Origin of the sequence: Pseudomonas syringae group sp. J309-1 (assembly GCF_032582135.1) — a bacterium.
Lineage (GTDB): Bacteria > Pseudomonadota > Gammaproteobacteria > Pseudomonadales > Pseudomonadaceae > Aquipseudomonas > Aquipseudomonas quasicaspiana.
Genome location: NZ_JAWHNU010000004.1, coordinates 38,990 through 51,235, shown reverse-complemented (window position 1 = coordinate 51,235; position 12,246 = coordinate 38,990). Strand labels below are relative to the sequence as shown.

The 12,246-nt window shown below is 58.3% G+C and carries 9 protein-coding genes; 7 read left to right on the top strand and 2 right to left on the bottom strand.

The features are described 5' to 3' along the window. Nucleotides 1–93: 93 nt before the first annotated feature. Nucleotides 94–1,200 carry an agmatine deiminase gene (gene aguA / locus RX972_RS03325; RefSeq protein WP_316872544.1) on the bottom strand — a complete coding sequence of 369 codons (1,107 nt, stop codon included), beginning with the start codon at nucleotides 1,198–1,200 and terminating at the stop codon, nucleotides 94–96. A gap of 289 nt (nucleotides 1,201–1,489) precedes the next feature. Next, nucleotides 1,490–4,402: an aminotransferase gene (locus RX972_RS03320; RefSeq protein ID WP_316872543.1), complete on the bottom strand. Its 2,913-nt coding sequence runs from the start codon at nucleotides 4,400–4,402 to the stop codon at nucleotides 1,490–1,492. 255 nt (nucleotides 4,403–4,657) lie between these two features. On the opposite strand from RX972_RS03320, the gene rfbB reads away from it, so the two are divergent. The 7 genes from rfbB (at nucleotide 4,658) to RX972_RS03285 (ending at nucleotide 11,873) form a co-directional block, all read left to right on the top strand. Then, a complete protein-coding gene (rfbB, locus tag RX972_RS03315) occupies nucleotides 4,658–5,740 on the top strand; it encodes a dTDP-glucose 4,6-dehydratase (RefSeq protein WP_099268406.1) in 1,083 nt (360 codons plus the stop codon). Further along, nucleotides 5,737–6,612, top strand: a complete 876-nt coding sequence (gene rfbA, locus RX972_RS03310) for a glucose-1-phosphate thymidylyltransferase RfbA (protein ID WP_099268405.1) — start codon at nucleotides 5,737–5,739, stop codon at nucleotides 6,610–6,612. The genes rfbB and rfbA overlap by 4 nt, the downstream gene beginning before the upstream one ends. Beyond that, on the top strand, nucleotides 6,609–7,157 hold the full coding sequence (gene rfbC / locus RX972_RS03305; RefSeq protein ID WP_316872542.1) for a dTDP-4-dehydrorhamnose 3,5-epimerase: 549 nt from the start codon (nucleotides 6,609–6,611) through the stop codon (nucleotides 7,155–7,157). Before rfbA ends, rfbC begins: the two co-directional genes overlap by 4 nt. Continuing rightward, entirely contained in the window at nucleotides 7,154–8,032 is an 879-nt protein-coding gene (rfbD, locus tag RX972_RS03300) for a dTDP-4-dehydrorhamnose reductase (RefSeq protein WP_316872541.1), read from the top strand. The genes rfbC and rfbD overlap by 4 nt, the downstream gene beginning before the upstream one ends. 189 nt (nucleotides 8,033–8,221) lie before the next feature. Continuing rightward, entirely contained in the window at nucleotides 8,222–10,036 is a 1,815-nt protein-coding gene (locus RX972_RS03295; protein WP_027898129.1) for an ATP-binding protein, read from the top strand. After that, the gene (locus RX972_RS03290) at nucleotides 10,033–11,400 is read left to right on the top strand and encodes a sigma-54-dependent transcriptional regulator (protein ID WP_099268401.1); all 1,368 of its coding nucleotides are present in this window, start codon (nucleotides 10,033–10,035) and stop codon (nucleotides 11,398–11,400) included. Before RX972_RS03295 ends, RX972_RS03290 begins: the two co-directional genes overlap by 4 nt. Next, nucleotides 11,397–11,873 (top strand): thioesterase domain-containing protein, encoded by a 477-nt coding sequence (locus tag RX972_RS03285; protein ID WP_410478190.1) that lies wholly within the window; start codon nucleotides 11,397–11,399, stop codon nucleotides 11,871–11,873. Before RX972_RS03290 ends, RX972_RS03285 begins: the two co-directional genes overlap by 4 nt. The last annotated feature ends 373 nt before the right edge of the window (nucleotides 11,874–12,246 follow it).

Sequence of the window (12,246 nt, the reverse complement as noted above, 5' to 3'; positions counted from 1 at the left end):
GTAACCCCACAAAAAAGCCCATCACCTGGATGGGCTTGATCACAGCAAGAACGAAGCCAACTATGTAACGCGAATGTAACCGCGCCTCACAAATCAGCCCCGATGAGGCGCTGGCTGTTGCTGGGTCAGGCAGTGAATATTGCCGCCACCCAACAGTAATTCGCGCCCCGGAACCATGACCACTTCGTGCTCCGGAAACAGCTGTTGCAGTATTTCCAGGGCTTTTCCGTCCATCGGGTCGTCAAAGCTGGGGGCGATGATCCCGCCGTTTACAATCAAGAAGTTCACATAAGAACCCGCCAGGCGCACCGATGGGTTGCGTTCCTGGCTGCCATGCACCTGATCGACGCCTGCGCATTCTTCTTCGGTGGCGAACAAAGGCCCCGGGATTGGCATCTTGTGAACGATGAATGCCCTGCCCTTGGCATCCCGGGTGTTTTCCAAAATACTCAACGCCGCGTGACAACGTGGGTAGTTGGGGTCTTTGGGATCATCGGTCCAGGCCAGCAATACTTCGCCCGGTCGTACGTAACAGCAGAAGTTATCGACATGCCCGTCGGTTTCGTCGTTGAACAGCCCGTCGGGAAGCCAGATCACCTTATCCACGGCAAGATTGGCGCTGAGGATCGCTTCGATCTCTTCGCGAGAGAGGTGCGGGTTACGATTGCGATTGAGCAGGCATTCTTCGGTGGTGATCAGCGTGCCTTCGCCATCGACATGAACCGAACCGCCCTCCAGAACGAAGCCTGGGGTCGCATAGCGTGGGCATCTCTCGATTTCCAGCACCTTGCTCGCCAGCTGCGAGTCCAGATTCCACGGAGCGTACAGACCACCGTCGAAACCGCCCCAGGCATTGAAGTCCCAGTCCACGCCACGTACTTCGCCCTGATTGTTGATCACGAAGGTCGGGCCGGTATCACGCACCCAGGCGTCGTCGTTACTGATTTCCACGACACGGATATTCGGCACATCCAGGCGTGCACGCGCGTTGTCGTACTGGGCAGCCGAAACCGCAACGGTTACTGGCTCGAAGCGCGCAATGGCCTTGGCAACAGCAACGTGGGCAGTCTGAACCGGCTTGCCACCCAGACGCCAGTTATCCGGACGCTCAGGCCAGACCATCCAGGTCTGGGTCTGAGGAGCCCATTCTGCGGGCATATGGAAACCGTCGGCGCGTGGCGTGCTGTTGAGAGTGGTCATGGGTGATCAGGACTCCAGTGAGGCGTCGAATCGAAAATCGATAGTTGGCGACTTTATAGACGATAAAAATCGGGTTTAAAAGCTAAAAACAGGAAATAAAAATATATTTCAGTCTTAAAAATCGATACAAATCTGCAATTTATATATGTAGGAGCTGCCGAAGGCTGCGATCGCAGTGTCTCAGAAGAAATGCTTCGCAGCCTTCGGCAGCTCCTACAGAAAATGTATTTCAATCCAGTAATTTGCATGTTGCTTATAAGAGAGCCTTCCGCCGCGAGGGCGTCAGCGATCACTCCAGCTCAGCCAACACCTTCGACACACTATCCACAAAAAAATCCACGCTCTGCCGGGTTGTGCACATCGGTGGTTTGATTTTCAGGATGTTCAGATAGTCGCCGGTTGGCTGCATGAAAATGCCCAGATCCCGCAGCCGGTCGCACAGGTAAGTTGTTTCTTCGGTCGCTGGCTCCAGGCTCTGGCGATCACGCACCAATTCAACGCCCAGATAAAAGCCCATGCCATGAACGGCACCGACCAGTGGATGGATATCGATCAAGGCTTGCAGCCGGGCCTTGAAATGCCCGCCCACTGTCTCAGCGTTATCCCAGAGCTTTTCTTCCTCCATGACGTCCAGCACCGCCATACCGATCCGGCAACTGACCGGACTGCCGCCCGCCGAGGAGAAGAAATACCCCTCAGCCTCCAGCGCTTCGGCAATTTCGCGACGGGTAATCACGGCCCCCAAGGGATGACCGTTACCCATGCCTTTGGCCATCGTAATGATGTCCGGTACCACGCCCTGCTCTTCGAAGCCCCAGAAATAATGACCCAGACGGCCGTAGCCAACTTGCACTTCGTCAGCGATGCACACACCGCCCTGTTCCCTGACCTTCTGATAAACCTGCTGCAAGTAACCCGGCGGTAGAGAAATCCCGCCCGCATTGCCATACACCGGCTCACAGATAAAGCCCGCGACCTGGCGTTGTTGCGCCGCCAGTTGCTGCAGGACATGCTCGACACTCCGTACGTACTGCGGCGCGCTGTCTGCACCCCGAAACTCGCCCCGATAAGTGTTCGGCGCCGTCACGGGATGCACCCAGTCCGGACGGGTGCTGAGGGCCTGAGGGTTGTCGGCAATCGACGTCGAAATTGCATCGGTCGCTACTGACCAGCCGTGATAAGCCTCCAGCACGCTGAGCATGTCGCGCCCGCCGCTGTAAGCCCAGGCAAGACGGATTGCCAGATCGTTGGCCTCGGTGCCGCTGTTGACCAGAAACACACGATCCATGCCTTCCGGCGCCAGCTTGAGTAAACGCTCGGAAAATTCGGCAATCGCCGCGTAATGAAACCGCGAGTTGGTGTTGAGCAGCGACCACTGCCGCCCTGCCTCAATGGCCATGCGCGGATGACCGTGCCCCAGCACGGCAACGTTGTTGAGCATGTCCAGGTAGGAGCGACCCTGCATGTCGATCAGGTGGTTGCGCCAACCTCGTTCGATCTGCGGCGGTGCCTGGTAATAATGCTTTTGCGAGCGGGCAAAACTGGCGTCGCGACGCGCCAGCAATTCTGCGGAATCCGGCAGTGAAGGTGCGTCGCAATCAAACCCCAACAGCGCAGCCGGTGAAGGACACAACACCTTCCATGCATCAGCCCAGGAAGGCGTGGTGAACAGTGGCGGACCAAGGTCCGGGGCAGAACACAGCTGCAGCAGCAGTGAGCCGTTACCGTGGCCGATCACCTCACCGGCCAGAACGCTGGCCCCCGGCGTCAATTCCAGCGCTGCGCCCCAGATTTTCAGGCTTATTTGATCGCCCACCAATAACAAAGCCGCGTCGGCGGTCAGCCTGAGCGTACCGTTGAATGGCGCATGAAGCGCCGCGGCTGTCGTCAGGTGCAGCTCGACATGCAAGGCGAACGTTTCTGGCTCTTTGGCGCTGTCAATCACCGTGCGCGACAACCGATATTCTCCAAACCGGCTTGCCGACTGCCCTGTGGCCTGCGCCGCTTGTTTGAGTAACAGTTCGTCGATGCCGTTCTGCGTCCAGTTACCTGCGGCAAAGTGTTCGCTGAGCACACCCAGGTCCACCAACCGAAACTCTCGCCCGCTCAGGCTCGGCAACAGCGGTCGATAATCCACAGTAGGAATCAATGGATCGCGAACATTGACGGCCGCAAGAATCGCAGCCTCCATCAAGGCCAGCGGCACTGACGTCGCCACATCAAAAATGGCCCATTCGCTGTCGATATTCGCCTGGATGTAAGCATTGTCAGGCTCGACTTCGGCCTGCTGCGCGCTGCTGAGCACCAATACTGCCGAGCGGGCGACAATCAACGGCCATAACGCCTGAAGCTCTTCATGTTGCAGCGGATTGATCGCGTGATAGGCCCGAATGGCCGGCAAGATGTACAACGGATCGCCGCCGGAGTGATGCAGCAACGCCGCACACGTCACCGATAAATCTGCCACCCGCCAGGTACTGACCAGATCGCCGAAATCGATCAGGCCCTGCAATTGCCAATGCGCGTGAGCATTTCGCGTCCAGACCACGTTGTATTCGGTGATATCCAGGTGCACCGGCTGCACAGGCAACTTCGGGATCAACGGGATCAAACGTCGCTGCACCTGTTCAGCTGCTTGTGCAAGACAGGCACGCTCGTCTTCGTTATCAATGACTGGCAACAGATGCTTGATCACGGCCTGAGCGTGACGCGGATCCCACTGCAGTACTCGCTCCAGCCCCGGATGTTCAAGGCTGGCAAGGGAGCGATCGACGTGTGCGCACAGCTCGCCAAGGCCCGTCACGACATCAAGCGATAGATGCTTCAGATGGCTTAAGGCCTGACCGTCGATGAACTCCAGCAGCCGGACGTGCACAGCATGACTGCCAACCTCCAGCGACAGCAGTTGCTCGCCCGAATCAGTCAGTCTTACTCCAGGAACTCTGACCCGAGCGTTATCAGCCAGGTGACTCAATGCTGCATGTTGTGCGGCCAGCTCCAGCGCGGAATAATCCCCGTGGCATATCTTCAGCACAAACCGCTGCTCACCGGTATCCAGCAGAAAGTTGCGATCCTGTTGGCTGCCGAGTTCTTTCAGCGTGCCGCTTAGTCCGTAATGGTGTTCCAGCAAAAGCAGTGCCTGCTCGGCGCTGACCTCAGGACAAGGCAGACTGGAACGACGAATCAACGTGGCGAGCGGCATTCAGGAACCTCGGTCTTGTTATAGGTAGCGAATGAATTTCACAACACGGCAACTATAGGTGTGACGGAGTCTGACTACAAAATCATTAAAGACAGTCAGACCGGGCGACGGTTTAATGACGTTAAATGCACATATGATCAGTTGTTTTCATTAAATCGTGGGCGATTATTGATTGATGGTGCTTGCACGCATCGCTTCGCACCCACAAGCTATGCTCCATACGTGTTAAAGACCTGAAAGGCACAAGGCAAACTTATGCGAATACTTGTAACTGGCGGCGCGGGCTTCATTGGCTCGGCGCTGATCCGCCACCTGATAAAAAATACCGATCACGAAGTACTCAATTTCGACAAACTGACCTACGCGGGCAATCTCGAGTCGCTGGCTAGCGTTGCGACTGATACCCGCTATGAGTTTGTACAGGCTGATATCTGCGATCAGGCCAAAGTCAGCGAAGTGCTCGCCCGATTCGAGCCGCACGCCATCATGCATCTGGCGGCCGAGTCCCACGTCGACCGTTCCATCGACGGTCCGTCCGAGTTTATTCAAACCAACATCGTCGGCACTTACAGCCTGCTGGAAGCCGTACGCGGTTACTGGCTGAAGCTGCCGGAAGCCGAGCGCGAGGCGTTCCGCTTTCACCATATTTCCACCGATGAAGTGTATGGCGACCTGCATGGCGTCGATGATCTGTTCACTGAAACCACGCCGTATGCGCCAAGCTCGCCGTATTCGGCCAGCAAGGCTGCATCCGATCACCTGGTTCGCGCCTGGCAGCGGACTTACGGACTGCCGGTAGTCGTGACCAATTGCTCCAACAACTACGGACCGTTTCACTTCCCGGAGAAACTGATCCCGCTGGTTATTCTCAACGCCCTGGCGGGCAAGCCATTGCCGGTGTATGGCAACGGCCTGCAAGTGCGTGACTGGTTGTTTGTCGAAGACCATGCCCGCGCTTTGTACAAAGTGGTCACTGAGGGTGTTGTTGGCGAGACATACAACATCGGCGGCCATAACGAGCAGACGAATATCGACGTGGTCAAAGGCATCTGTGCGCTGCTGGAAGAGCTGGCACCTTCGCGCCCTGAGGGCATCGCCCACTATGCGGACCTGATCACCTACGTGGCGGATCGTCCGGGTCACGACCAGCGCTACGCCATCGATGCCAGCAAGATTGAACGCGAGCTGGGCTGGACCCCAGAGGAAACATTTGAATCCGGTTTGCGCAAAACCGTGCAGTGGTACCTGAACAACCTGGACTGGTGCCGCCGCGTACAGGACGGCAGCTATCAAGGCCAGCGACTGGGCTTTACCGATTCAAAGGATCTGATCGCATGACCAAAGGAATCGTCCTGGCAGGAGGCTCGGGCACGCGCTTGCACCCCATTACTCTCGGTGTTTCCAAGCAACTGCTGCCCATTTACGACAAACCGATGATCTACTACCCGATCTCGGTACTGATGCTGGCCGGCATTCAGGACATCCTGATCATCTCGACACCTCTGGACTTGCCTCAGTACCGCAGCCTGCTCGGTGACGGCAGCCAGTTTGGCGTACGCATACAGTACGCCGAACAACCCAGCCCGGATGGTCTGGCGCAGGCGTTCCTGATCGGCGAGGAGTTCATTGGCGATGATTCGGTGTGCCTGATTCTGGGCGATAACATCTTCCACGGGCAGCACTTCGGCGAACAGCTCAAGACTGCCAGGGATCAGAAAAACGGTGCCACTGTCTTTGGCTATTGGGTCAAGGATCCGGAACGCTTCGGGGTTATCGATTTCGATGAGAACGGCCGGGCGCTGTCCATCGAAGAGAAGCCGAAGGCACCCAAGTCCAGCTATGCAGTGACAGGTTTGTATTTTTACGACAACGAAGTCATCCGCATTGCCAAGGACGTCAAGCCTTCGCCCCGTGGAGAGCTGGAAATCACCGACATCAACAATGCCTACTTGCAGCGCGGCGACCTGCACGTTGAGCGTTTCGGCCGTGGTTTCGCGTGGCTGGATACCGGTACGCATGACAGCCTGCTGGAAGCCTCGCAATACGTGCAGACCATTGAGCACCGCCAGGGCCTGAAAGTCGCTTGCCTTGAAGAGATCGCCTATCAGAACGGATGGATCGATCGTGAACATCTGCTGGAACGCGCTCAGTATTTTGGCAAAACCGGCTACGGTCAGTATCTGTTCAAACTTGCAGGGGAAAGCCGTTGAATGTAATTGCCAGTGAGATCCCCGAAGTACTCATTCTTGAGCCACGCGTATTTGGTGACGAACGAGGCTTTTTCTACGAAAGCTTCAATGCCAAAGCATTCGCTGACGCCACCGGGCTGCGTGACCTGAGCTTCGTGCAGGACAATCACTCCCGCTCGGCCAAAGGCGTACTCCGCGGCCTGCATTACCAGATCGAAAATGCTCAGGGCAAACTGGTACGCGTGACGGCCGGTGAGGTTCTGGACATTGCCGTGGACATTCGCAAAAGCTCGCCTACATTCGGCCGCTGGGTCGGCGTCAGACTATCTGCCGAAAACGCTCGCCAACTATGGATCCCGGCAGGCTTTGCCCATGGTTTTGTAGTGCTCAGCGATTACGCAGAATTCCTCTACAAAACGACTGACTACTACACGCCGGCCGCAGAGCGCTGCATCCGCTGGGATGACCCCGATCTGGCTATCGACTGGCAGTTGGACGGCAGGCCGCAACTGTCGGCCAAAGATCAAAACGGCAGAGCATTAAAAGAGGCTGACCTGTTTCCATGAGCAAGCCACTGAGAATCGTCATTATCGGCCAGAGCGGCCAGGTGTCCCAAGCGCTGCAGAAGACCCTGGCGGGGCTGGGCGAACTGATCGTCCTCGGCCGCGACAAACTGGACCTGAGCGATCAGATGGCTGACTTCGACCAGATCCAGGATTTAAAGCCAGACCTGATCATCAACGCCGCAGCCTATACCGCAGTGGATCAGGCTGAAACTGACCAGAAAACAGCGCTTGCCGTTAACGCGATTGCCGTTGGCATGCTTGCCGATCAGGCAAAAGAACTGGGCATCCCGCTGATTCACTACTCGACGGACTACGTGTTCGACGGTAGCAAAACCACGCCGTGGATCGAGCAGGACAAGCCCGCACCTTTGGGTGTTTATGGCGCCAGCAAGTGGGCAGGCGAACAGGCTATCGAATACGTCGGCGGGCAGTATCTGATATTGCGCACCAGTTGGGTTTATTCCAACACGGGCCGTAATTTCCTGCTGACCATGCAGCGTCTGCTACAGGAGCGTGATTCGCTGAACGTCGTGGCCGATCAAGTAGGTGCGCCCACGTGGGCCGGAACCATCGCGCAGAGTACGCGCCAGCTGATCGAACACTGGCGTGACGGGAAACCAGGCGCCTGGGGCACGTATCACCTGACCGCCAGCGGCGAAACGTCATGGTTTGGTTTTACTCAGGCCATTGCCGAGCAGTTAAGCGTGCAAGGCAAAAAGTGCGCAGCACTGGAAGCGATTCCGTCCAGCGCCTACCCGACACCCGCCGCTCGCCCGCTCAACTCACGGCTCGACTGCAGCCTTCTCGAACGCGAATGGGGCGTGCAACAGCCGGACTGGCACAGCGCGTTACTGGAGTGCCTGGCTGAGCAGTAGTAGTTCTGCATTATTCGGGGCCTTACCGGAACTGTAGGAGCGCACGAGCACCGCGAGGCCGCGATGGCGGTTTGTCTGATACACCGCCATCGCGGCCTCGCGGTGCTCGTGCGCTCCTACAGGGTCAATGTTTGCTTCGTGATACCGCGACATCTTCTACAGAAAGCCGACCCTTAGCGCAGTTCAACAATGACCAAAAACTCCACACTCCCACCCCGCCCACGCTGGCGAAGCCTCGCGCTGTTGGCTCTCTGCCTCGCGCCGCTGCTATGGCCGCTGGAGCATCTGGCGGAGCGTTATTACCGTAACGAACTGGTCAGCCAGAACCGGCAGACGCTGGACCTCTACGTTGCCAACCTGCTGGGTACGCTGCACCGTTACGAAACCCTGCCGCAGATTCTCAGTCAGTTGCCGGACCTGCCCGCCGCACTGAAAGCTCCGCAAGGTAGCGCCCCGCAGGAGGCTGCCAACCATTTGCTGCAAACCATCGTTCGCCAGACTGGCGCTGAAGTCATGTACCTGATGAATGCAGACGGTACGACAATTGCCGCGTCCAACTGGGACAAGCGCGACAGTTTTGTCGGCCGCAACTTCGCTTTTCGCCCGTATTTCAGCGACGCTATGGCGGGTAATCTGGGGCGCTTCTTCGGTCTGGGCACCACCTCGGCAAAACGTGGTTACTTCTTCGCCTCCGCGGTGCGCGAAAGCGGCAAAGTGATTGGTGTACTGGTGGTCAAGATTGATCTGGACCACACCGAAAACCTGTGGGGTAAAACCCCTGAGCAACTGCTGCTCACCGACCACAACGGGGTCGTCGTTCTGACCTCAAGGCCTGAATGGCGCTTCCGCTCGACCCGTGCCCTGAGCGAAGAAGAAAAACAAGCCATCGTGGCGATCCAGCCCTACCCGACCCGCGATCCACGTCCGCTGCTGCTCGATGACAACGCCTGGCTGACTCAAAGCCAGGAGATCGAAGAGACCGGCTGGAGCGTGAACATTTTGGCCCCTCGTGCGTTGATCGATCGCCCGGTACGCACGGTCGTTGCCGTCGGCGGCGCAGCGTTGTTGGTGGTCATGCTGCTGCTTGGCATCCTGATCCAGCGGCGTCGGCATTATCTGGATCGTATTGCTTTCGAAGCCAAGGCCCGGCGCGAGCTGGAAGTCAGGGTGGTAGAGCGCACCAGCGACCTGGAAGGCTTGAACAGCCGTCTCAGACAGGAAGTCCTTGAGCGCGAGCAGGCGCAACAGGAGCTGGTTCGCGCCCAGGATGAATTAGTACAGGCCGGAAAACTGTCTGCATTGGGCACCATGTCCGCCAGCATCAGCCACGAACTCAACCAGCCTTTGGCAGCGATCCGCAGTTACGCGGAGAACGCAGAGGTTCTGCTGGATCATTCACGTACTGATGACGCGCGGGGCAATCTCAAGCAGATCGGTGAACTGACGGGCCGCATGGCGTCGATCATCGCGCACTTGCGCGCCTTCGCCCGTCGCGACCGCCACGCGCCGGAAAGCGTCGCCTTGCAACCTGCGCTGGACGATACGCTATCGCTGCTGGCGAAGCGGCGTCGCGCCATGGAAGTCGAACTGATTCGCGACCTGCCCGACGCCACGCTGTGGGTCCAGGCCGGCGAAACGAGGCTGCGTCAGGTACTCGGCAACCTGCTGGCCAATGCGTTGGACGCGCTGACTGAAAAAGGGCCGCCGCGCAAAATATGGATCAGTGCTGAACAGACGCCGGATGGCGTCAATCTGTTCATTCGGGACAACGGCCCCGGTTTTACGCAGGAAGCCCTGGCTCGCGCCCGAGAGCCATTCTTTACCACCAAGACCCGGACTCAGGGGCTTGGGCTCGGTTTGGCGATCTGCGATACCCTGATGCGCGCGCTGGGCGGTGAACTGCTGTTCGATAATCACCCGACCGGAGGCGCACTGCTGACGCTGCGTCTGAGAGACGGCGCATCCGGAGTCAACCTTCAACCGCCAGAGGACTTATCTGCATGACCGCCATCGACAGCAAGATTCAGGTAGTGCTGATCGACGACGACCCGCACTTGCGCCAGGCCTTGAGCCAGACGCTGGATCTGGCCGGACTGAAAGTCCTGACGCTGCCGGAAGCCAACGGCCTTGCGGCTCGCATCGAACGCGACTGGCCGGGCGTAGTGGTCAGCGACATTCGCATGCCGGGCATGGATGGCCTCGAATTGTTGAGCGATCTGCATGGCAGAGACCCGGAATTACCAGTCCTGCTGATTACAGGCCACGGCGATGTACCACTGGCCGTGCAGGCGATGCGCGCCGGTGCTTACGACTTTCTGGAAAAACCGTTTGCCAGCGATGCGCTGCTCGACAGCGTGCGCCGGGCATTGGCACTGCGACGTCTGGTGCTGGATAACCGAAGCCTGCGCCTGGCGTTGAGCGACCGGCAGCAATTAAGCGCACGGCTGGTCGGTCAGTCGGCGCCCATGCTGCGCCTGCGTCAGCAGATCGGTGCCTTGGCCGCAACCAAAGCCGACGTGCTGATCCTAGGGGAAACCGGCGCGGGCAAGGAGGTCGTGGCGCGGGCGCTGCATGATCTGTCCAATCGCCGCACCGGGCCATTTGTCGCGATCAACGCGGGGGCGCTTGCAGAATCCGTGGTCGAAAGCGAGCTGTTCGGGCATGAGCCTGGTGCCTTTACCGGCGCGCAGAAACGCCGCATCGGCAAGTTCGAATTCGCCAATGGCGGCACGCTGTTCCTCGATGAAATCGAAAGCATGAGCATGGACGTGCAGGTCAAACTGCTGCGCCTGTTGCAAGAGCGAATGGTCGAGCGACTGGGCGGCAATCAGCAAATCCCGCTGGATATTCGGGTAATAGCGGCCACCAAAGAGGATTTGCGTCAGGCGGCGGATCAAGGTCGCTTCCGTGCCGACTTGTATTACCGACTCAATGTTGCACCGCTGCGCATACCGCCGTTACGTGAGCGCGGCGAAGATGCGCTGATGCTGTTCCAGCACTATGCAGATGCGGCAAGCATGCGCCACGGACTCCCCAAACATGAACTGCAGCCCGCGCAACGCGCCCTCTTGCTGCGCCACACCTGGCCGGGCAATGTCCGTGAGCTGCAAAACGCCGCGGAGCGTTTTGCTCTGGGCCTGGAGCTTGCTCTGGAAGGTAACGAAGTGCCGGTGGTGCCGACGATCACGGGGGGCCTCAGCGAGCAGGTCGAAAGCTTCGAACGTGCCTTGATCGCGGCCGAGCTGACCCGGCCGCACAGCTCCGTGCGCAGCCTCGCGGAGGCACTCGGCCTGCCGCGTAAAACCCTGCACGACAAACTGCGCAAACACGGACTGAGCTTCGGCGGCGGCGCGGATGAGCAGGAATGAAGCCCGAGGGTAACGAGATGTCACAAGAGGCCGCTGCACTGGAGCAGGTGTTGCATCACGACATCCCGCTCACCCTGGCGATGGGCGTAAAAGTCTTGAGTTGGCAGGATCACCAACTGCGGCTGCATTTACCGCTCGCCCCCAACATCAATCACAAAAGCACTTTATTTGGCGGAAGTCTTTACTGCGGGGCCGTGCTGGCGGGCTGGGGATGGTTGCACCTGCGCCTTAAAGAGGCCGGTATCGAAGGTGGTCACATCGTGATTCAGGACGGCCAGATCAGCTATCCCTCGCCGGTTCGCGAAGACGCCGTGGCGATTTGCGACGCGCCGGATGAAGCCGTCTGGGAAAAGTTTGTCACCACTTATCAACGCCGCGGCCGGGCGCGGTTGACGTTACCAACGCGGATTTGTGCGCAGGGAAGTGATCAGGAGGCGGTACGTTTTATCGGGCAGTTTGTGTTGCATCGGTGAGTGAGATGCAACGCGGTCTGTGGGAGCGAGGCTTGCCCGCGATGAGGCTGCACTCGATGTGCTGATATCTGCGGTGTCCCTATCGCGGGCAAGCCTCGCTCCTATCAAACAAACTACAACTATTTGATTTGGAGTACTTTTTTCATCTGTAGGAGCGCGCTTGCCCGCGATCGCGTCAGCACAGGCAATATATTCATCGACTGACAGACCGAATCGCGAGCAAGCTCACTCCTACAGGGTCCGTGTTTGCTGCGCGACAGCGTGGTGTCAGGGACACCGGGGCGACTCCCACAGGATCTACGCAATCCCGTAGGACTGGATTTAGCCGGTACTACGGTGTGGTGATTGGCCGTAGTGCTTGTGGGCAAACATA